The organism is Nocardioides pocheonensis, from assembly GCF_003725535.1.
GTDB lineage: Bacteria > Actinomycetota > Actinomycetes > Propionibacteriales > Nocardioidaceae > Marmoricola > Marmoricola pocheonensis.
This window is the reverse complement of the sequence record NZ_RJSF01000046.1, coordinates 159,270-181,180: the sequence shown is the minus strand read 5'-3', so window position 1 is coordinate 181,180 and position 21,911 is coordinate 159,270. Positions and strand designations below refer to the sequence as shown.

At 63.1% G+C, this 21,911-nt stretch carries 15 protein-coding genes; 12 read left to right on the top strand and 3 right to left on the bottom strand.

The genetic code is table 11. The features are described from left to right. The first annotated feature begins 19 nt into the window (after nt 1-19). From EFL26_RS20440 to EFL26_RS20415, 6 genes are all read left to right on the top strand, one after another. A complete protein-coding gene (locus EFL26_RS20440; protein ID WP_123224757.1) occupies nt 20-1,108 on the top strand; it encodes an alpha/beta hydrolase in 1,089 nt (362 codons plus the stop codon). Between the two features lie 562 nt (nt 1,109-1,670). Beyond that, the gene (locus tag EFL26_RS20435) at nt 1,671-2,735 is read left to right on the top strand and encodes an ABC transporter permease (RefSeq protein ID WP_183408297.1); all 1,065 of its coding nucleotides are present in this window, start codon (nt 1,671-1,673) and stop codon (nt 2,733-2,735) included. Next, entirely contained in the window at nt 2,732-4,024 is a 1,293-nt protein-coding gene (locus EFL26_RS20430; RefSeq protein ID WP_123224755.1) for a substrate-binding domain-containing protein, read from the top strand. Before EFL26_RS20435 ends, EFL26_RS20430 begins: the two co-directional genes overlap by 4 nt. A gap of 85 nt (nt 4,025-4,109) precedes the next feature. Next, on the top strand, nt 4,110-6,644 hold the full coding sequence (locus EFL26_RS20425) for an ATP-binding cassette domain-containing protein (RefSeq protein WP_123224754.1): 2,535 nt from the start codon (nt 4,110-4,112) through the stop codon (nt 6,642-6,644). 83 nt (nt 6,645-6,727) lie between these two features. Beyond that, the gene (gene npdG, locus EFL26_RS20420) at nt 6,728-7,399 is read left to right on the top strand and encodes an NADPH-dependent F420 reductase (RefSeq protein ID WP_123224829.1); all 672 of its coding nucleotides are present in this window, start codon (nt 6,728-6,730) and stop codon (nt 7,397-7,399) included. 874 nt (nt 7,400-8,273) lie between these two features. Then, on the top strand, nt 8,274-9,758 hold the full coding sequence (locus EFL26_RS20415; protein ID WP_123224753.1) for an aldehyde dehydrogenase: 1,485 nt from the start codon (nt 8,274-8,276) through the stop codon (nt 9,756-9,758). A 218-nt stretch (nt 9,759-9,976) separates the two neighbouring features. On the opposite strand, the gene EFL26_RS20410 is transcribed toward EFL26_RS20415, so the two are convergent. Continuing rightward, nucleotides 9,977-11,170, bottom strand: coding sequence for a serine hydrolase domain-containing protein (locus tag EFL26_RS20410; RefSeq protein ID WP_123224752.1), 1,194 nt, complete (start codon nt 11,168-11,170; stop codon nt 9,977-9,979). A 395-nt stretch (nt 11,171-11,565) separates the two neighbouring features. On the opposite strand from EFL26_RS20410, the gene EFL26_RS20405 reads away from it, so the two are divergent. Together EFL26_RS20405 and EFL26_RS20400 are read left to right on the top strand one after the other, a co-directional pair. After that, complete coding sequence (locus tag EFL26_RS20405) at nt 11,566-12,378, top strand: N-acyl homoserine lactonase family protein (protein WP_123224751.1); 813 nt, start codon at nt 11,566-11,568, stop codon at nt 12,376-12,378. Further along, nucleotides 12,371-13,858, top strand: a complete 1,488-nt coding sequence (locus EFL26_RS20400; protein WP_123224750.1) for an aldehyde dehydrogenase family protein — start codon at nt 12,371-12,373, stop codon at nt 13,856-13,858. The genes EFL26_RS20405 and EFL26_RS20400 overlap by 8 nt, the downstream gene beginning before the upstream one ends. A gap of 464 nt (nt 13,859-14,322) precedes the next feature. Here EFL26_RS20400 and EFL26_RS20395 read toward each other — a convergent pair whose 3' ends face one another. Continuing rightward, the gene (locus EFL26_RS20395) at nt 14,323-14,667 is read right to left on the bottom strand and encodes a carboxymuconolactone decarboxylase family protein (protein WP_123224749.1); all 345 of its coding nucleotides are present in this window, start codon (nt 14,665-14,667) and stop codon (nt 14,323-14,325) included. A gap of 472 nt (nt 14,668-15,139) precedes the next feature. On the opposite strand from EFL26_RS20395, the gene EFL26_RS20390 reads away from it, so the two are divergent. From EFL26_RS20390 to EFL26_RS20375, 4 genes are read left to right on the top strand one after another with little or no spacing between them, the layout of a single operon-like run. Then, the gene (locus EFL26_RS20390) at nt 15,140-15,865 is read left to right on the top strand and encodes an SDR family NAD(P)-dependent oxidoreductase (RefSeq protein ID WP_221177078.1); all 726 of its coding nucleotides are present in this window, start codon (nt 15,140-15,142) and stop codon (nt 15,863-15,865) included. Continuing rightward, nucleotides 15,780-16,796, top strand: a complete 1,017-nt coding sequence (locus EFL26_RS20385) for an NAD(P)-dependent oxidoreductase (protein WP_342773541.1) — start codon at nt 15,780-15,782, stop codon at nt 16,794-16,796. Before EFL26_RS20390 ends, EFL26_RS20385 begins: the two co-directional genes overlap by 86 nt. 59 nt (nt 16,797-16,855) lie before the next feature. Beyond that, a complete protein-coding gene (locus EFL26_RS20380; RefSeq protein ID WP_123224747.1) occupies nt 16,856-17,665 on the top strand; it encodes an SDR family NAD(P)-dependent oxidoreductase in 810 nt (269 codons plus the stop codon). A 41-nt stretch (nt 17,666-17,706) separates the two neighbouring features. Then, nucleotides 17,707-19,167, top strand: a complete 1,461-nt coding sequence (locus EFL26_RS20375) for an MmgE/PrpD family protein (protein ID WP_123224746.1) — start codon at nt 17,707-17,709, stop codon at nt 19,165-19,167. Between the two features lie 419 nt (nt 19,168-19,586). Here EFL26_RS20375 and EFL26_RS24945 read toward each other — a convergent pair whose 3' ends face one another. Continuing rightward, a complete protein-coding gene (locus EFL26_RS24945; RefSeq protein ID WP_148046787.1) occupies nt 19,587-21,878 on the bottom strand; it encodes an ATP-binding protein in 2,292 nt (763 codons plus the stop codon). Between the last annotated feature and the right edge of the window lie 33 nt (nt 21,879-21,911).

Sequence of the window (21,911 nt, the reverse complement as noted above, 5' to 3'; positions counted from 1 at the left end):
TGGTTCGAGGAGGACTCCAGTGACCATCGGTGCACCACATGAGCAGCCGATCACTCTCCGCGCCATGGGGAGCCTCTTCTACGGAGGCAGGGTCGTCCAGAATGAAGCAGGCGAAACGTGTCACTGTGATCACGGGTACGCCCAGTACTTCGTTCCGATGGAGGCCTGCGAGTTCCCACTGATCATGTGGCACGGCATGGGACAGTCGGGCAAGACATGGGAGTCGACCCCAGACGGACGTGAAGGCTTCTGGCAGATCTTCACGCGTCAAGGTTGGCCCGTGTTCATCGTCGACCAGCCGAGGCGCGGTCGCGGCGGGCGCGTGTCGAGCTTCCCGTCTTCGCAAGAGGAGTTACCGCCCCTGCCATCGCAGGACAGCGAGGCGACTTTCTGGGGCACCCAGCGACTCGGGTCGTGGCATCCTCCGGGGTCTCCGGATTTCTTTGCGGGTATCGCGTTTCCGCGGGACCCACGTTCTGTACGTCAGTTCATGGCGCAACAGACTCCAAACACCGGTCCGGAGCCGCTCAACGCACAGCACCGGGAGTTCATGGCAGAGGGCATGGTTGACCTGCTCGATACTGCCGGGCCCAGCATCCTGATGACGCACTCGTTTAGTGGGCAGTACGGGTGGGTCACAGGAATGAAGCGCTCGGAGTCCGTCAAGGCGATCGTTTCTATCGAGCCGGGCCAGTATGCGTTCCCGGACGACGACGTTCCGCCGCCAGTCTCAACTGCGAACGAGTTCCTACTTCCCTTCCTGGAGCCACAGCTGGTTCCGGGCGAGAGGTTTCAGGAACTGACCAAGATACCGATCCTGATTCTGATGGGCGACAACATCGCAGACGAGCCTGACCCGAACGCCGACTTCGGTATCGAGCTGTGGCGGCTCGAGCGCGAGCGTGGCCGACAGTTCGTCGACGCGATCAACAAGCGAGGCGGTGACGCCACGTATCTGGAACTTCCCGACGTGGGGGTGAAGGGCAACACACACTTCCCCATGTCTGACTTGAACAATGCCGAAGTCGCGGGGGTAGTCAGCGACTTTCTTCGGAGTAGGGGGCTCGACCAGCGCACGGCTCCTTACCAGGAGCCGTCGCTGGCCTGATTGGCCCAGCGGGCGGTTCCAACAGCCTGCCATGCGATGCGCCGCATGGCACTCCCTTCTGGCAGCGCTGACGCGGAGCAGGCCTTGAGTCTCTTTTGATTCCGTTCCGCGTGTCCGGGCTGGCAAGAGGCCCACGCCGCGCGCCAGCGCCGTGCATGGGCTTGTCGCGCGAGCGGCTGGTTGCCCAGAGGTGGTCGCTACCTGTTCGAGGGCCGAGCCTCCGCTGATTTGTGCCACGCGTAATGCCTGCGTAAGTCCGCGAACTGTTCTGAGTGAGGGGCGGGGGGACTGTCCCAAAGCGGCTTGGGGGTTCGGTTCTTCTGGCAGCCGGAGAATGCAACGCGACCCGGTCTTGCCAAGCGTGTGGTGGCTGGCCGTTCCATCCTCAATCCTGCGATAGGAACTTGTGCGAGGGCGGAGACCGGCGCCCGAGACTTTGCGCGATGTGACTGTTGACACCCGACGGACGATCGCCATAGCGTACGCGTGTACGGATTATCGTATGAGTTGCAGCGGTGAATACATCCATGCGCCGACCGACTCCTCACCGTGGAGTGAATGCGTGACCAGTCTCGTGACAGACCTGAAGTACCGCTTCCCCGCCCGCTACCTGGCGTGCTGGGGAGCCTTGGTCCTGCTCGCAGTGATCGTGGCCATCGTGGTGCCGGTCACCTTCAACCCGAACGGCATCAAAGTCGTGACCTCACTCGCCGGCGTGCTGGCCTTGGCCTCCATGGGTCAGATGCTCATCGTGATGCTGGGTGCAATCGACCTATCGGTGCCCGCCATCATCATGGCGTCCGCTGGCATTGTGGTGCACTTCGGAACACCGGGCGCGAGTCTTCCGCCGATCGTACTTCTGGCTCTCGCAGTTGCCGTCGTCATCAGTCTCGGGAACTGGGTGTTCATCACCCGCTTGGGCCTGAATTCGATCATCACCACCCTCGCCACCCTCGGCATCGTCACGGGCGCCATGGCGTGGTGGACCGGAGTCTCGTTTTCGCTCACGGGCAGGGCTCCTGAGGCACTGCAGACCCTGGCTAACCGGTCGGTTCTCAACTTGAGCGCGTCGTTCCTCGTCGCGCTGGTCGTGGCTGGCCTACTCGCGCTGGTTCTCTCGCGCACTCGCGGGGGACGTCAACTCGCTGCGATTGGGACGAACAGGCGAGCAGCACGATTCCAGGGCGTTCGAGTCGTACGCATCGAGTTCACTGCGTTCGCGGCCGCTGGCCTGCTGTACGGGATCGCTGGGGTTCTCGTCGCGGGGATCGTGGGATCCCCCGATACATCCATTGGAGCGCCTTACCAACTGGCGACGATCACAGCAGTTGCCATCGCGGGGACGGCGTTTAGTGGCGGTCCGGCCAGCGTCGCCAGTGTCGTGGGCGCGTGTGTGTTCCTTCAGCTGCTCGATCAAGCCCTGACGATCCATGGACTAGCCGCTGGTCCACGAGTTGTGGCGCAAGGTGTCGCACTTGTGGTTGCCATCTCCGCCATCACTCTCGGCCAGTACGCACTCTCGGGGTTGCGCTGGAGCACTCGCAGTTTCCGCCAAGTCGCCGGTAGCGACCAACTAGAGGGCCTGGAGTCATCGACCCAGCCAGCCAAAATGAAGGAGACAAGATGACCAGTCGGTGGCCGAACCTTCGGTTCGCACTAGCGAAGAAATGGCCGTTGTTTATGGCGACGTTGCTCGCCGTAGTGCTCACTGCGTGCTCGAACACGACGGAAAGCAACAGCGACGGCGCGGGTTCATCGAAGGGCAAGTCCAAGGACATCCCGACGGCCGCTTCGGTCGACCATGGCCAACTGCAGGCAACGATCGAGAAGGCGATGCTTGCCCCGGTGTCCACCTCTGACATGGATCCCGTGGTTGCGGACTCCTTGGCCGTAGCCTCGATGCCCGTCACCGACGAGCAGAAGGCTCTGCTCAAGAAGTGCCTCAGCCAGCGCGAGTGCGACACGGGCCGAGGGACGCTGACCGTCGCCATCAACGCAGATTTCACCAATGCCCCTTACTGGAGCATTCGGCGGGCAGAAGGAACGCTTCAAGCGATTTCCTACCCTCAGGTCCGGAAGGTGATCTACACAAGTGCCGAAAGTGGCGACATCGCACAGGTTCTTGCCAACCTCCGGAGCTTGATTGCCCAGAAGGTCGACATCATCGTCGAGGATCCGGTGTTCGGTGGAGCGATCCTCCCCGCGGTGAAGCAAGCCAAGGCGGCGGGAATCGCCTTCGTGACTGCCAACTCGCCGCTTCCCAAGGCGGTGGGCGCCGAGGTGACCGCCCAGTTCCCTTACGACCTCTGCAATTGGGGTACGACCGCCGCCAAGCAGGTGATCGATAACGCGGGGCCGCGACCCAAGACCTACGCCCTTTACACCGGCGTTCCTGGCAACTCGATCGCGCCGCTGTGGCAGCCGTGTGCCGAGAAGGAGTTTGACGCCGCCGGCTGGAAGAAGGTCTTTTCGGGCTACACCAAGTGGACGCCTCAGGGCGTGGCGCAGGCCGCTAACGGGCTGCTCGCGAGTGGGAAGAACCCGACCGGGATTCTGTTGGACGGATTCTACGAGGAGTTCGTCAAGCCGTACATCGACAAGGGTGAGACGCCTCCGATTGTCGCCACAGACGCCGCTCTGTACTCGTCGATCGAGGCCTACAAGAAGTGGACGGGCGAGGGTAAGGACGTGAAGGCTTTTGCGGGCAACGGCCACCTGTGGTATGTCCGGACGGCCGTCACGGCGGGCGTGATGAACAAGCTGGGCCTCGACGTTCCGAACAACCTGCTCGCGCCGGTGCCGACGGAGTCTTTTGACGATATCCAGAAGCTGGCGGAACCGGGGATCCCGGGGAACGTCTCCTTCACCACCCTGCTTGATCCTGAGTTGGCAGTGGAGTCCTTGTCAGCAGGGTGAGCGCAACGGGCGACTACGGGTTGGGTTCCGTGGCATCACGGAACCCAACCCAATGCTTCGATTCTTGTGATGACAGATCAACCGAGTGAAGGCCGTGATGGACGGAACGAGCAATGTTGTGTTGAACGAGACTGATGCGGCACCTTATCGGTCCGACGAGACGGCAGTCCTGCTGACCGGTATCTCCAAGACGTTTCCGGGCGTGAAGGCGCTCGACAACGTGACGTTCGACTGCAGGCCCGGCGAGGTACACGCCTTGGTTGGGGAGAACGGCTCGGGGAAGTCGACCCTGATCAAGATCGCTGCCGGCGTGCTGACCCCTGACGCCGGTGAGGTCTACATCGCTGAGAAGCCGTTCTCGCGCGGTGGTACCAGGGAGGCCCGTCGGCTCGGGCTGATGACGGCGTACCAGGACACTTCGCTCGTCGCCGAACTAACGGTCGCTGACAATCTGGCGCTGTCCTTCGACGCGATCGGGCAGCCGCGGCCAATGGATCTCAGCGAGATCCTTGACCGTTACGAACTGCCCTTCAAGACCACCGACTCAGTCTCCGCGCTCGGCCCGGGCGCTCGTCAGCTCCTCGAGGTCGCGCGAGCGATGTGTCACGAGCCGAGGGTCCTGCTGCTCGACGAGCCCACCGCCGCATTGGACATGCATCTCGCGGCGCATCTCGAAGAACTCATCAAACAAGCGCGCAGCGCTGGAACTGCCATCGTCTACGTCAGCCATCGGCTGGAGGAGGTGCGCCGCATTGCGGACCGACTGTCTGTGATTCGCGACGGCGTCCTACAAGGCACGTACACGTCGGACGGGTGGAACGTTGACGACATTGTCGAGCTCATGGTCGGAGCGCCCACCGAGCTGGAGTTCCCGAGTCGGCAGCGCCCTTCGTCGGAGACAGAGCGGCTCGTCGTTCGAGACCTAACCGGACCGGGCTACGGGCCAATCTCCCTATCCGTACGCGCGCGAGAGATCGTCGGACTTGCGGGTGCCGAGGGCAATGGGCAGCGTGCCCTGCTCCGTGGACTTATCGGCATGGGCCGCACGGGTGGCGATATCGAGGTGGACGCCAAGAGGATCACCCGACGCAACCCTGTCGCGGCCACGACAGCTGGCATCAGTTTCCAGAGCGGCGACCGCGCTGCGGAGTCGGTGTACCTCCCGCTGTCTGTGATGGATAACCTGACACTCCATGCCGGCTCCGCCGGCGGCCCGTTCGGATTGGCCGTCTTTGGTCGCCTGCGCGCGATGTTCCGACGGTCAGCGAAGCAGTTTGGGATTGTCACCGCCTCGCCCTTCCAACCGATCAGTGCACTCTCGGGCGGTAATCAGCAGAAAGTGGTACTGGCGCGACCAGCACTGCGTCAACCGAAGGTGCTTGTCGTCGACGAGCCCACTCAAGGTGTCGATGCCAAGGCGCGCATGGACATCTACCGCATGTTGGCGGACGCCGCGGAAGATGGCACGGCCGTGTTGGTGAACTCATCAGACTCATCGGAGCTCGCTGGTCTGTGTGACCGGGTGTACGTCATGTCCCGCGGGAAGGTTACGCGCGAGATCGTCGGACCAACCTCAGAGAACGAGATCGTCCGCAGCTTCGTGAGTGCTGCTGGCCTGGCGGAGCAGAGCACCGCGGCGTCGAATCATCCATCGGCCCTTACGAGACTGCTCAGCAGAGGGTCGTCTCAGATCTCGATACTGGTGCTACTGCTCCTGTGTACCCTGCTCGCGATCTACACGGGTACCCAGTCACCTGTCTTCTGGACAGGCCCCAACCTCGCGAACCTCTTGCTACTCAGCCTGCCGCTCGCCTTCGTAGCCCTAGGCCAGCAGTTCACAATGCTCACCGGCGGACTCGACATCTCCGTTGGCGCGACAATGAGCTTAACGGTGGTGCTTCTGTCTCTCACGCTCCCCGACGTCAGTCAGGGGTCACTAGCTCTGGCGATCCCCGTCTTGATCCTGGGTGGGTTGGCCGTGGGCGGGTTCAACGCCTTCCTCATCGGGGTGCTCAAGGTCAACCCGATCGTGGCCACAATCGCGACCACGGGAATCATTCAGGGAATCGCAATCATCCTTCGACCTGAACCCGGCGGTCTTATCGCGCCGGACCTTGGGGAGTCCTTCAGCTGGGGCGTCGGTTTCATCCCGTTTCCGTTCCTCGTTCTCATCGCCATCGCGGTCGCGCTAGAACTTTGGATGTACCGCTCGCATGGTGGTCTCGCGCATCGCGCGATCGGTTTCGATCCTCAAGCTAGCAACCGGGTTGGTCGACGGGTCGCGCTGATCTGCTCGATGGGCCTGGTCGTCTGCGCCTTCGGTGCAGTCGTGGCCGGCGTGTTTCTCGCTTCCCTGACCGGCATCGGGACCAACGACGTGGGCTTGGGCTATGCCTTGCCCTGCTTTACCGCCGTCTTTCTCGGCGGCGCCGTCCTCAGCGGGGGTCGTGGATCATTCGTCGGAGCCGTGCTCGGCGCGATCTTCCTGTCGCTCATCGACAACGTCACGCCCCTGCTCAACCTCCCGGATGCGGCGAAGCAGACCTTGTACGGCCTTGTCCTATTCGTCGCTGTGGGGATTTACGCGGCCGCTGAGCGTGTCCGTGCCGGCAGATCTTAGGTGACCCAAGCACCCGCAACTCGGCGGTGCGGCCGAACGGCGCGACCGCTGGACGCTAACTGCGCTTCATGGAGCTTGTACACATGACTGACTCGAGTTTGGCTGAAATGACCTTCGCGGTCCTTGGGGGAACCGGACCACAGGGGCGGGGCTTGGCACGTCGTTTCGCGGCTGCTGGTCTCTCGGTCGTCATCGGGAGCCGGGTGGCGAAGAACGCGGAACAGGTGGCCGCAGAGATCTCCGAGGCGACAGGGGCTGAAGTGTCAGGTGCCTCGAACGCCCAGGCGGCGAAAGCTGCAGATGTCGTGCTGATCGTGGTGCCGTGGGAAGGTCACGCGGACCTTCTGGGCCAGCTCAAAGGGCAACTCGGTGGCAAGGTCGTGGTCGATTGCGTCAACCCGCTCGGGTTCGACCGGCATGGAGCGTTCGCCCTCAGAGTGGAGGAGGGCTCGGCGACCGAGCAAGCCGCAGTGATACTCACCGAATCCACGGTGGTCGGCGCTTTTCATAACGTCAGCGCGGCGCTGCTCAACGACCCGGACGTGAACTCAGTGGACACTGATGTGTTGGTGCTGGGAGATGACCGTGCGGCCACCGACATGGTGCAGGCATTGGCTGACACGGTCCCCGGCGTTCGCGGCGTGTACGGCGGCCGGTTGCGGAATGCTCATCAGGTCGAGGCCTTGACGGCGAACCTGATCAGCGTCAACCGTCGGTACAAGGCGCATTCCGGAGTGAGAGTGACTGACGTCTGACGAGCAAATTGTTCGGCCTGGGCGATCAGAGTTGCCAGCAGCCTCGTCCGTTGTCGCCGCAGCCGGCGTGTCCATTCCGGTGCGCTGGACCGTAGGTTCGGCGCTGCTCGGAGCCAGCGCTATGGCGACGCACCTAGGACGCATGCTGACGCCTTGCCTCGATGCCGCCACGCCGAGGCCGCCGACCAAAACCTTCGACGCCATCGGCAACAAGGTCATCCGAGACGTCTGCGCTTGCCCTGACAGGCGTGTGATCGCTGATCCACTTGGCGCCAGTGAGCACGACGCGGCGACAGCGCTCGAGGGCTCATGGCCACATCTGGGCGGCCCGGTCATGGATGCCCTTCGCAAGGTACGAGTGCCGGACCCCGATGTTCGTGTAGATCCACTGCGAGGCGACTCGAGGTACTCCTTCCTCGCCATCCGGAGAGATGAGCAATGTGCGCGCAAAAAGATCAGCGCCGCGATCTTCGCCGGGGACGACTAGGACTGGGACACCCCGGCTTGTTCGAGCTCGTCGATATTTGCGGCATCTTAACTATTCGTCCGGCGAGTGTCGTCGTTTTCACATCGGGATGTTCATATCTACGAACAGCGGTTCTTTAGCACGACTGAGGCACGCTGACTCAGTGAGGCTCGGCTAGGTGGGTGTACTCCAGGTCGGGCGCAGGAACCCTGGGTAGGACGCCGTGATCGGAGCATCGTGTCACGACGCGGCTCCTATCGGGCCCCTGGTTGACCCGGCGCTGCGTTCGAGTTATCATATTTATATTCGGGAAGATGAACGATCCGCATCGGTCGCCGCCCTCGTTCGAAGTGCTCCGCGTCAGCCGGGCCCATCCAAACTAGCGCCGAGTGGAGCTATGCGATTGGAATGGATGCGGTGATTGAGAATCAGTACTTGTTCATCGGCGGGGAGTGGATCGCTCCAGCTAGCGATGAGCGAATTTCTGTATTCTCACCGACCACCGAAGCGCTGGTCGGTACGACCCCAGCCGCGAGTGAGGCCGACGTCGATCGCGCAGTCGCCGCAGCCGTGGCTGTTCACGCCGCCGGTGATTGGCGCCAGCTGGCGGTAGCCGAGCGGGGCGAATATCTCATGCGCTTTTCTGCCGAGCTGCAGCCTCACCTCGACGAGATCGTCCAACTCCAGATCGACGAGATGGGAGGCCCAGACAAGTGGATACGCGCTACTACGGCTGGGCGCATCGAGGCAGCATCAAAGTATGTGGCAGACGCCTTGACCATTCCGCCGCGCGAGACGCGTGACGGTTCTTCGGGCAAGGTGCTCGTGGATCGGCAACCCGTCGGCGTCACCGCGTCGGTTATCCCATGGAACGGACCCATCGCGACGGCGCTCGGAAAGATCTACGCGGCACTAATCGCGGGATGCCCACTGATCCTGAAGCCGGCGCCGGAAACGCCGTTGTCGGCCTCGTTCCTGGCCGACGCTGCGGTGAGGTCAGGAATCCCGTCCGGTGTACTCAGCATCCTGCCTGGCGGACGCGAAGTGAGCGAGTACCTCATCAGCCGGAATGGAGTGTCCCGCGTGGCATTCACCGGAAGCACTGCAGCCGGTCGCCGCGTGGCGGCCCTGTGTGGGGAACGGCTCGCGCGCGTGTCGGTTGAGCTGGGGGGAAAGTCCGCGGCAATTGTTCTCGATGATGTCGACCTCGATGCAATGATGCCCCACCTCATCGCGAGTTCCCTCCCGAATACTGGACAGGTTTGCCATGCCACCACCCGTCTATTGATCCCACGCAAGCGGGCCGCAGAGGTGACGGAGCGCCTTGTCGAGGCGGTCGCCGCGCTGGTGGTCGGAGACCCTCACGACCCAGAAACCGACATCGGGCCGCTTGTAGCCGAACGCCAGCGTGACCGTGTCGAGCAGTACATCGCGCTCGGGAAGAGTGAGGGGGCCACGCTCCTCTACGGAGGCGGCCGGCCTCAGGGCGAGCGTGGGTGGTTCGTGCAGCCCACCATCTTCGGGGGAGTCGAGAACTCTATGACGATCGCGCGCGACGAAATCTTCGGACCAGTACTCACCCTCACTGCGTATGACACCGTCGATCAAGCGGTCGCGTTTGCCAACGACTCGGATTACGGGCTCGGCGGCGCGGTCTTCACGAGCGACGAGGAGCGCGGCCTCGAGGTTGCACTACGCCTGGAAACCGGGAGCTGTCGGATCAACGAAAGCCCCGGCGGTGGCGGCGGAGGACCTTTCGGCGGAGTGAAACAGTCGGGTTTCGGCCGGGAGAACGGCCGCGAAGGCATTGAGAGCTACTACGAACTGAAGAGCATCGCACTTCCGGGTGGCTTGGTAAACAACCTGCGCTCCTCCGAGGACTTGACAACCTGATCTAAAGATGGCGCCCTCCCCTTGATGGCATCGGGCGCCGCCGCGCCCACCCCGGCAGGCTAGTCGGCGCCTCAGTCCTCGTTGGTGGCGAGGGGCTCCTTGGAGGCAAGGGTCGCCCTGGAGGCGTGGGGGCTTTGCCGGGAGAAGCGCATACCCATCTCGGCCCGCATCAGCCCAGGCTCGAGTTGCGGTCATGCGGATCCTGTTCGACAAGGACGTCAGTTCACCAGGTCGCGATACACCGTTCGTTCGAATTCCGTGAAGCGCTCCATGAGTCGAGGCTCGAAGAACGGCGACATCTGTGTCATGAACACAGCAGCAATTCCAGCGTGGGGATCTGCCCAATAGTGGGTATTCAGCGCTCCTCCCCAGAACAGGGAGCCAACGTTGCGCATGCCCGGCAGGGCATCCTCGTTGCGGAAGAAGCCGGCCGTGTGGGTCTTGCGGGTGCCGGGACAGGGCTCGGTGTCACAGATGATGGCAGCCGAACTCTTCAGGATGGGCGTCGGAAGCGCCACACCGGGAAGCTGATCGGTGTACATAAGCTGCATCGCCTCGGGGCTGACAAGTCGCCGACCATCCAGCTCGCCCTCATTGAGTACCAGGCGGAGGAAAGTCAAGTAGTCCGCCGAGCTTGAGTACAGCGCGTACCCCATGTGGTAGATCTCAGGGTTTTCTGGCAGGAAGTTTTCCATGGGCTCGAACTCGCCGTCCGGCCGCTTGAGCCTGATCGTGGCAAGTTGGTCCCCCGCCGCGGCCCGCTCGAAGTATGTGTGCTTCATTCCGAGCGGCTCGAGGATCTCCTCTTGCACGAAGCGATCGATGGACCGTCCATCCAGTTCCGCCACTAGCGCACCCACCCAATCAAGCCCAATCCCGTAAGCGAAATCCTCGCCCGGGTCGAACAGCAACGGGTAATTGAGTGACTCGAAGGTGCCTGTGACGTCGGAGGGTGCGCCTGTCCTGGCCGCGTACTCCGCCATCAAGGGGTAGTAGAACTCGAGACCCATTCCACTGGTGTGCGTGAGTAGGTGACGCAGGGTCGCGCGCCGCTTGGGTTTGCGGAACACAGGTCCGTTTGGGCCTACGGACTCAAGCACCTGCAACTTGTCGAACTGCGGAAGCACATCGCCGACCGGCGTGTCCATCGTGATGAGGCCTCGATCGATGGCCATGACGGCCATCAGTCCACCCACAGCCTTCGTGGCCGAGAAGATGCTAAGTACGGAGTCTGGGCTCGCAGGATGTGTCGCGTTGGCTAAGCCCGCGCAATGCTGCCACCGAACTCCGTCCCGATCAGCAACCATCGCGACCAGGAATGGCGCCACGCCGTCACTGACGGCGTCGTCGACAAGCTGCGCTAGAGAGGCGACGGCGGGTGCTGCCGCGGACCGGTCAACTGTGTTCGACATGACGAACCCCTATCTGCGATTGCGAATCAAAACGTAACCCGATCTTCACAAGCGGTGCAAGAGCTTCAGGAAACTACGGCAGGCGCCATCCGCAGGTGAACCAGGCCTGACTGTCCCTTGGCCCAAGGCAACGACTCGAGTCGGAATGGCCCCAACCGAGGGTCGCTGTGGGGCTCTCAAGTCACTTCGAAGCTCGCGAGTTGCGTAATGGCATTGAGGCGGCACGTTGACCCCGGCGAAGGTTCGTATTAACGTACTATCGTACGGCTACGTGAACAAAGTGCGTACGTGATCCGGGCAAGCTTAGCGCCAGGAACTGTCCGCCACCTCGGGATGAAGCCCGTACGCGGCCGCGAAGGAGGGATTGAGATGATGAGGCAGCGAACGAGGCGCTAGTGATCCCCACCTACTCTGTTCATACCCTTCGGGTCGGTTCCATCAGGGTTGAGAAGAGCGCCGCGGTCCAGGGCGGAGGCTCCGAGCTCATCGACGTGCCCATCTGGGTTGCCGCTATCGAGGGCTACGGCAGCAAGATCCTCGTGGACACCGGGTTGAGGGACGCCGACAAGTGGAGCAGCGGTGCACCGCACTCGCTGGATCCTGGCGAGACCCTGCATGCCCGGCTCGCGGACCTCGGATGGCGCACGCGAGACATCGATATCGTCATCAACTCACACCTGCACTACGACCATTCCGAGAACAACCTGGACCTGGCCGATGCACAGTTCTTCGTCTCGCGCGCGGAGTGGGACTTCGCGCACGATCCGAGCAGCAACCAAGTCGGTCTGTACGACGTGGAATGGACGAGCGATGTGCTGTCGTTCCTCCAATACACCTTGATTCAAGTGGATGACTACGATGTGCTCCCTGGTCTTCGGGTTATCCGCACGCCTGGCCACACGCCGGGACACCAGTCCGTGCTGGTCAATACTGACGAGGGAATCCTCTGCGTTGCCGGCGACGCCGCCTGCTTGATGGAGAACTTGACGGTTCCCGCGGCACCCGGGTTGAACGTGTCGGCGAAGACCTCGTTGGAGTCGATCGCCAGGATCTGCGGTCAATCAGACCGGATCCTTATGAATCATGATCCCAGCCTCTCCCAGTTCCAGAACCAGGACTTTCCAAAGACTCCCGATGGCGTGACCGCTGACGGTCCCTCCGAGGAACCGTCGATTCAACGCGTCCCTAGAAGGGTTATCGATGACTGACGACTCACCCCTGCCGCGGTTCGGCTACCTGTCGGCGGACGGGCACGTGAGGCCTAATCGGGGGGAATGGTTTCCGGTGTACAACCCAGCCACCGGGACGGTGATTGCCAGCGCCTACGAGGTAGGCGAGTCGGAGATAGACCTCGTGGTCGGTCAGGCGCAGGCTGCCTTCGCTGACACCTGGAGGTACGTGACTCCCGAGAAGCGTGGTCAACTGCTGAGCGCGTGGGCGGATGCGCTCGTCGATCACCGAGACGAGCTCGCAGAACTTGAGGTGTCGGAAGTCGGTTTGCTTCGAAGCGAGGTCCTCGGCGACATCGACGCTTCGGTGCGTACGCTGCGGTATTACGCGGGATTGGCCGACAAGATCGAGGGCAAGACGTACTCGAACAGGCGAGATCGCCTGGCCTACGGGGTGAGGGAACCGTACGGCGTCGTCGCAGGAGTCAACCCATACAACGGCACCCCGAACTTCGTAGTCATGAAAGCTGCTCCCGCGATCATTGCCGGGAACTGCATTGTGCTGAAAGCGCCGGAGATCGCCCCACTGTACACGTTCAAGGTAGTCGAACTGGCTGTCGCGGCGGGCATCCCCGCCGGTGTAGTGAACGTGGTCACGGGGCGAGGATCAGTGGTCGGCCCCATCCTCACCGAGCACCCGGGCATCGGGATGATCGCATTCACCGGGAGCGAAAGCGCAGGGCGTTCCATCATTCGTTCCTCCGCCGCAAACATCGTTCCAGTCATCCTCGAACTCGGGGGGAAGAGCCCCGCCATCCTGTTGCCGGACGCAGATCTCGCAACCGCGGTCCCCTCCGTTCTGCACTCAAACTTCGTGAAATCCGGTCAAAGCTGCGTGGCCGGCTCTCGGGTGCTCGTGCACCAATCGATCTACGACGAAGTGTGCTCTGACGTGTCCAAGCGGGCAGCGGCCATCCGGGTCGGTCTGCCGACAGCTGCCAGCTCGCAAATGGGCACGTTGATCAGCCAACAGCATCGAAGTCGGGTGGACGCCCTGGTGCACCGGGCCGTCGAGGCGGGTGCAGAATGCCTGGCTGGAGGCGGCCCCGCAGACGGAGCTGAACTTTCGTCGGGTGCCTTCTATCGGCCTACGGTCCTAGCCGGAGTAGAGGATGACAATCCGGTGGCAACGGCCGAGGTATTCGGACCTGTGGCGAGCCTTATGCCGTTTTCTGATCTGGAGGAGGCTGTCGCCCGGGCGAACGGCACCGAGTTCGGGCTGAGTGCGCAAGTGTGGGGCAACGACGCCAGGGCTATCCAACACCTCGCGAAGAATCTCGACGCCGGGACGATCTGGGTCAACACATACCGCGCTTTTGATCCGACAGTGCCCTTCGGCGGCGCGAAGCGAAGCGGCTTCGGGGTCGAGTACGGCTTCGCGGCCGTGGAGATGTACACCAGACACAAGGGCATTGTGTGGGACCTGTCGACCGAGCCGCGGATGCCCTACCTGGACTGATCTGCTGCCGCTGCCACTGGAGGTGGGTAGGTCATTTGATGTTTCGCCGATGGAGACCCACCAGCGAATCACAAACGCGCGTTCAAACCACCCAGGACCCGCGTGCCGAGAGAACCGCTATGGTCCGAGCATCACGCGTCAAGGTCTCGGGATCACCTACCGTGCGCTGTCACCGTAGGCGCCCCGGCGCCAACATGGGCGGTCATGTGTAGTGATCCTGCCCGCAGCACCGCGCTCCCAGTGCGTGACAGGACTGCCTGGGGAGGTTCACTTGTCCTGCGGATGAAGCTCTGGCGCGACACGCCGGGCTCTTACTGGCCCGATTGTTTAGCTGTGAAACCGCCCGAGTCGAGCGAACCCCAGTTTGGGTCAGGAGGCTTACTACACCGAAGGACCCCGATGCGTCTTCATTGACCCGTGCGATCTCGGGGGTAGACCTACCGCGCCAGGTGCATATCGTGTGACTAGTCGACAAGGAGATCGACGACCGAGGAAGCGGCGTCGACGCCTGCACCGCCCGAGAAGAGGATTCCGACGCGCAACGCCTCCTTGAGCTCTTGCGCTGTGGCGCCCTGCGACCGAGCGATTTGCGCATACAACTTGAGGGGCATGATGTCGCGCTGCGCGGTCAAGAGGGCGATGACCATGAGTAACTTGTCCTTGCGGGGGATTGTTCCGGAATCGAGCATCGCGCTCCGCCACGCAAGATATGCGTCATACAGCTCTTCGTCCACTGTGGCGTACTGCGCGTGCGCCTCGACAACGTGCTCGCCCATCTCAGCCTGCATGGCTTTGAGGCTTTCATTCATGACGTGACCTTTCGAGAAGCGCGCTTGAAGTTGCTAAGGGCGCCGCGCTGAACAGCCGGCGCCGCGACGACGAGTTGTTGTCCGTTCGAGTTGGGGCCACCCAGGGGTGCCCGGTTCACGGGCCGGCATCGGCGCGGGGGTATTCTGCGCCGTCAAGATTGTTCTGCATTAGGAATACGCATACGTTATTACACACGACTGAAGCGAGCAAGGCCGCGGACGGCGCCACGTCCCATTGACCGGGTGGGACGTTCTAGATACTGTACAGCGATGCGTAGTTACGAACGCAAGCCTTCCGGGGAGGCTCACGGAGGCTTGGCCATTCGTCTGACACAGGCAATGCACGCCTGGGCGCGGCCCCGGTTTCGGCCCGTCCCATTGGGCATTGCCCCCGGCTTTGGTCGTCGCGGCGCCCAGGCGGCGGGTGGACCAACAGGGAGGAAAATCGATGGTGGGGCGCCTAGATGGCAAAGTGGCCTTCGTGACTGGTGCCGGGGGTGGGATCGGCCGCGCGACCTGTGAGCGTTTCCTTGCGGAAGGCGCGCGGGTCGTAGCGGCGGACATCTCGCGGGAAGCCGCGGAGATGGCAGTCGAGTCGCGCCCGGATAACGCCGTTGCCGTCTCATGCGATGTAACCGAGAACGACAGCGTTTCGGAAGCTCTTCGCACGGGTCTCGAGGCTTTTGGGCGCCTGACCACTCTGTGCCAGTTTGCCGGTGGCTCCAGCCTCGCAGATGCCCCCCTTCTCGAGGCCAAGGAGGAGGAGTTCTGGCGAGCCGTGAAACTAGATCTGTTCGGAACCTTCAACGTCGCAAAGCAGGCTTTGCCAGAACTCATCAAGGCAAGCCCAGGGTCGATCGTCAACACCACATCGATCGTGGCCGTGAAGGCTGTGCCAGGTTTCGACTGCTATACCTCAGCCAAAGGAGGAATCATCTCGCTGACGCGGTCTATGGCTGCCGAGTACGCCTCGTTCGGTATCCGCGTGAACGCGATCGCCCCGGGCATCACACTGTCTCCGCGGGTTGAAGCGAGGGCGGGAGTCACTGACCCGGATGCACCGCTGGTCCGCCAGCACCTCCTTGGCCTCGTCGAGCCGATCGACGTAGCACATCTGGCGGTGTATCTCGCTTCGGAGGAGTCACGAGTCGTCACCGGCCAGATCCTGCAGGTGGATAGCGGGGCGACGCTGTGTTGAGTGGTGGTCTTGGGTTCGTCTCGAAGGTGCCCAGGCGCGACCGTCTGCCGGGGGTCAGACGATGAAGGTGAGCGTGGTCGGTGTCGGCGAGATGGGCGCTCCGATGGCTCGCCGTCTTATGGCCGCTGGCTTCACCGTCACCGCCTGCGACCGATCCCAGGCGGCCCTCGCAGCGTTCGCGGCGGAAGGCGCTCGGACCACCCATGAGCCTGCTTCCTGCGCCGGAGACGACGTCGTGCTCGTCGTGGTAAACACCGCCGCGCAGTTGCGCGAGGTCCTTACAGGGCCGCATGGGCTGACCTTCAGTGTGGTCTCGCCAGGCCCGGTGGTGGTGGTGATGAGTACGGTCGCGGCGAGCGCGGTGCGCGAGATGGACGGCATCGTCCGCGCTGCCGGAGCGCGACTGGTCGATGCGCCGGTCAGCGGCGGAGATGCGCGCGCGGCAGCTGGATCGCTGACCGTCATGGTGGGCGGACGCCCGGAGGATGTGGCAATTGCAGTCCCTGTGCTGTCCCACCTCGCATCGCACGTATTCCATTGCGGCAGCGTCGGCGCCGGCGAAAATGTGAAGATCTTGAACAACGCCATCGGGACTCTCAATGCTCTGGTCACTGCTGAAGTCGCCCGCATCGCCATCGACTGCGGTGTGGAGCTTGACCAATTGGCGAATGTGCTTGAGGTCAGCACCGGTCGCAACTTCCTCTCCACTAGCGGCTCAGCATTACACAGGCACTTCGAGCGGTACGGCCACTCGCGCGAAGTCTTCCACTCGGCCATGGCGCTCTACGCGAAGGACGCGGTGCTCGCGGCAGAGCTGGCAGCGTCGGTCCAGGGCGACTTTCCCGTCATTGATGCCCTGGCGCGGCTGGCTAGGGGCAACGACGACAAGGCGTTTGAAACCTGGCGTGCGATCGCGGATGCCGAGGTATAGGGCCGGAGTGTGGGCTCGACAACGGTGGAGACCTAGCGCGAGGAACGAGCGGAGAAGAAATGGAACGGACACGGCCGGATAGACAACGCTTCCTCATCACAGGTGCAGCCAGCGGTATTGGGAAGGCCGTGGCAGAGCTGGCAGCTGCGGACGGCCACCAACTCTGCCTGGTGGATGTAAACGCGCAGGGGCTTGCCGAGGTCGAAGCCGCACTGCGTGAGCAAGGAGCTCAGGTGTCGTCCGTCGGGGCTGACCTGGCTGACCCGCAGGAGCCACAACGCGTCGTCGAATTCGCTGTTGGAGCCTTGGGGGGCCTCGACGTCCTCGTCAGCAACGCGGGTGCTCCCAAGATGGGGTTGCTCTCCACTCTGACGATCGAAGAGTTCGACGCGAACATCGCCATCAACGTCCGGGCAACTTGGCTTCTCGCCACGGCCGCTCGCCAGTGGCTGGCCTCCGCCGGAGGTTGCGTGGTGGCGACCGGCTCCATCTGCGGCCATCACCCGGCTCCTCCCCAGGGCGGATACTCAGTAGCAAAGGCGGGCTTGCTGATGCTCGTGAAGCAGCTGGCGCTCGAATGGGGCCCCGACGGAATCCGTTGCAATAGCGTTTCTCCCGGCCCGACAATCACGGGGCTCACAGAGGGAGTGTTCAACGACATGGACGACCCACGGCAGCGGGCCATTCGCGAGATGCGGGAATCGAATCTGCCGCTGCGACGAATTGGCATGCCTGAAGACGTAGCACGCGCGATCTTGTTCCTGGCGGGACCTGAGGCCTCGCAGATCACCGGCGTCGACCTGCTGGTTGACGGTGGCATGTCAGTAGTCCTGATGCCCGCTGCTGGCGTGTCAGCGGGCCGCATGTAGAAATCTGCCGATGGCACCCCCCGCCTCCGGCCGTGTCGCGAATGAGCACGATTACCACCCTTTCAACCGACGAGAGGCCGAGCAGAGTGAGTGAGAGGGATGGCGAGCTCGTCTCTCCGGGCACCGTCGACGTTAGCCGTCAGTTCGCAGACTTCGCACGGTCAGCGCGATATGAGGACCTCCCGGCTGGAGCGGTCGATGCCGCGAAGAAGACCATCGTGGACTCACTGGCGGTGATGCTGGCGGCCAGTGGTGACGAGAATGCAACCCGCGCGGTAGTGGACATGGTGCGGGAGATGGGCGGGCGCGAAGAAGCGTCGGTGTTCGGGTTCGGGTTCCGTGCGCCCGCCATGCTCGCAGCAATGGCCAACGGCGCCGCGATGCACAGTCTCAACTTTGACGACTACCTTCCGTGGGGTCAGCACTGTTCCTTGTCACTCGTCCCGGCGGTGCTCGCCGCTGCGGAGCGAATGGAGCGCGTTCCCGGGACCGAGCTCATCACGGCGATCGCAGTCGGACAGGACCTGTTCGCTCGGCTTCGATGCAACGTCTCCTGGAAGAAGGATTGGAACCTCTCGACGGCGATGGGCGCCGTCTCGGCGGCAGCGGCGGCCGGTCGTGTGCTGGGCCTAGACGGGCGTCAGATCAACCACGCGATGGCTATTGCTAGCAGCGAGGCCGGTGGCGTCATGGAGGTTGTCTCGGGGCTCGGCAGTGACCTCGGGGGCATCTACGGCGCGTTTCCGGCGAAAACTGCAGTAATGGCCGCGCAATTGGCCGACCGTGGGGTGAAAGGTACCGACACCTTCCTCGAGGGGGTATCGGGAGTATTCGCAGCTTTCTTCTCGATGGGATACGACCGGGACGCGATGCTGGCTGACCTTGGTCGCGAGTTCGAGGGCGCACACACCCTCTATAAGAGGTGGCCCGCGATAGGAACCGCGCACAGCCACATTCACGCCGTTATCCAGGCCATCCAGCTCCACTCTCTCGACGTCTCAACCATCAGAGAACTCAAACTGTTCGTAGGAGACGCCCATGAGTTGTTGTGCGTCCCGCTCAACGAGCGTCGCGTCCCGGCGACGGTCCTCGACGCCCGGTTCAGTCTGCCGTTCCTTGTGGCCCTCGCTGCCGTCCGGGGTAATGTCTCGGTCCGCGACTTGAACGGCCACTCACTCAAGGACCCAGCAGTCCGTGCTCTGGCAGCCCGTGTAACGGTCTCCCGTGATCCCTCCTTAGATTGGAAGTCCAAACTGCCCGACGGGAGAATCGAGATCACTCTCGTTGATGGGCGTCAGCTGATTCAGGGTGGCGAGGGGGTGCCGGGTTCGCCTCAACACCCGCTGTCGTGGGCTGACCTGCGACAGAAGTTCGGCGAGTGCGCGTCGGTCGCCGCGACACCCTTGGACGACGCCCAAGTGGACGACCTCTTCGATCGCGTCACCAGGCTTGAGGAGCTCCACGAAGCGGTGGAGTTGACCTCGACTGTCGCAGGAGCTTGATTTCCGAGGAAAGGGCGGCCTGGGGTGCGTCAGCCAGACCAAGAACGGGATCGGCCAACTCCCAGTGATAACGCGAGAGCCACCGGGTGTGTTGATTGCCTGCTTAGTCGTGCAGGACCAAGTGCTCAGTGCACTCACCGCCGTGACAGCAACCTCCGCCTGATTGGAAGTGGCGGGCGCCGACGAACCGACCCGATCGTCCTCGGGCCGATAGCCGCCTTCCTCGCTGCGGATTTCCGGTGCGTCCAGCGCAACGCTGGGCGTACGCGACCAATGCGTCGGCTCCGGTCACTGTGCGGCGTTCCGTTTGCGACGCAACAAGGGGCCAGTGCTGAGAGCAATTAGCCCGTGGAGAATTTGGCTGCTCGATCGGGTTCCGACGCGTCGGCTCGTTGCAGCGCACTGTGAGTGCGGCCGCTTCACCTGCGTGCGGCATGCCAAGCCGCTAGTTGAGTCCGTGTGGCGAACCCTGTCTTGACCAAGATGTGCTGAACGTGAGCTTCGGCCGTTCGAACCGAAATCACGAGCCTGCTCGCGATTTCCTTGTTCGTCATCCCTTGCGCGATGAGTTCGAGGACCTCGAACTCTCGACGCGTGAGCGCGAAGTCTGGCTCGGCTTCATAGGATTCGTGTGGCGGTCGCTCGTCCAAGACATTGGCAATGGCGTCATCAAGTGACTGGGCCCTGCCCCGTTGGTGGTGCCGTTCAAATGCGTTGCTGCCGATCATCGTGCGGCAGCGGGCCTGCGCGTCGTCAAGCAGCTGCTGCCAGGGTGGAGTCAGGAGAATTGAGCCGCCAGCGTCCTCCGACACCCGCCCTGCCACGCCGAACAAGCGTGCGGCAAGGTGGTCATCACGGCCGACCGCTGCAACTGCGATGACTGCTAGGGCGTTCGCGCAGGTGAGAGGATCGGAAATGCGGCTTGATGCCCTCAGGGCTTCGGCAGCGGATGCGGCCATGATTTCGGACTGGCCGTACATCCACGCGATCTGGGCATGCCGAAGCTCGGTAAGGCCACGAGACCAAAGCTCGCCGGCCGCGAGCGACATGGCCACGCTTTCCCGGAAGTACCACTCGGCAGCGGTCGGCCCGCTTGCGGTGCCGATGCTCCACCCGAGGCGATGCAGGATGAAGGCTCTGTCGGCGGCCGATCCGATCCGCTCTGCTTCCGCGAGCGCTCTTTTCAGCAGAGCGATGGAATTCGCCTGATCGGGAACCAGGGCTCCCTGGATCGCCAGCGCCCGTGGTACGAGGACTGGATCGCAGCGTTGAGCCGCTTCCAACGCGTCCGCAGCGACCGTTGCGGCGGCCGGGTCGCCACGCGCACCCAAGAGGCGGGCCAGTGCGACCAAGGCGCAAGCCCGACCCGTGGACCGCTTAGAACCGGCTCCGAGAAGCCTGGTCAGCCATGTCTCGCCTTCACGCAGCGCGGCAACACGCCAGAAGAACCCCAGCTTGCCGGCGAGTATCAAGCCAGACTCTCGATGAGTCTCCTTCTCGGCGGCAAATGACAACGCGGCACGAATGTTCGGGAGGTCCGCACGGAGGCGCTCCAGCCACTCCGGCTGCCGCGATCCGAACCACTCGCGCTCAAAGTCGGTGGCAACGGCGACGTACCAAAGGAGGTGCCGAGACCTAAGGACGCTCTCGGGGAGAGCGTCCTCGGTGTTGTCGGCCTCGCGAAGCATGTGTCGGCCGAAGGCACGGATCGACTCCAGCAACTGGTATCGCATCCCCCACGGGTCGGGTCTAGGCATGAGCAGCGACCGGTCCACGAGTTCGCCGACTGCGTCTTCCACTTGGGCGGTCGTCAACCGCTCGTCAGTGCACACGGCCTGCGCACTGGCTAGGTCGAAACTCGAAGGAAATATCGAGAGCCGCTGCCAGGCAAGCCGCTCGGGCTTGCCGCACAACTCGTAACTCCAGTTTAGCGTCGCTTTGAACGACTGGTGCCGGGCCGGTATGGCGGTGGTCTTGGCAGCCAGCAGGCCGAACCGGTTATCCATGCGGTCAAGCATCTGGGCAGGTGTGAACGTGCGGGCGTGGGCGGCCGCTAGCTCAATCGCGAGCGGAAGACCGTCCACGCGCCGGCACAGATCCACTACCGCTTGAAGGCTCTCCTTGGTTAGCGTGAACCCATGCAGCGCGTTTGCTGCCCGATCAGCGAACAGCGCGACGGCGGGGGAGATCTCCGCCGCGTCGGTTCCGACATCACCGTCGGGAACCTCGAGTGGACCGAGGTGGTACACGGCCTCGCCGGGGAGGCCGAGGACCTCCTGGCTCGTGAGTAGGACTCGCAGCTTCGGCGATCGCGAGAGCACGGTGCTCAGTACAACCGCACATGCCTCTCTCAGGTGTTCGCAGTTGTCGACAACTAACAGCGCGTCGCGGACGGCCAGATACTCGCAGAGTGCTTGAACCGGATCACGGTTCGACTCCTCCGGTACTTGCAGAGCGCCGGCCATGGTCTCCGCGACCAGTGAAGAGTCTGTTACGGCGGCCAACTCGACGAGCCACGCCCCGTCGCGGAAGTTCTTCTGGACCTGCGTTGCGAGCCGGATGCTGAACCGCGATTTGCCTACGCCACCCGGCCCGACCACGCTGACCAGGCGAGCCTGACCCAACAACTGGCGGACCTCGCGCATCTCGCGGGTCCGACCCACAAAGGAACTTAGGTCGGACGGCAGATTACCAGCTCGGCGACTGGCCATACTCACACCGTAATCTGAACCTCGTGCCAACCG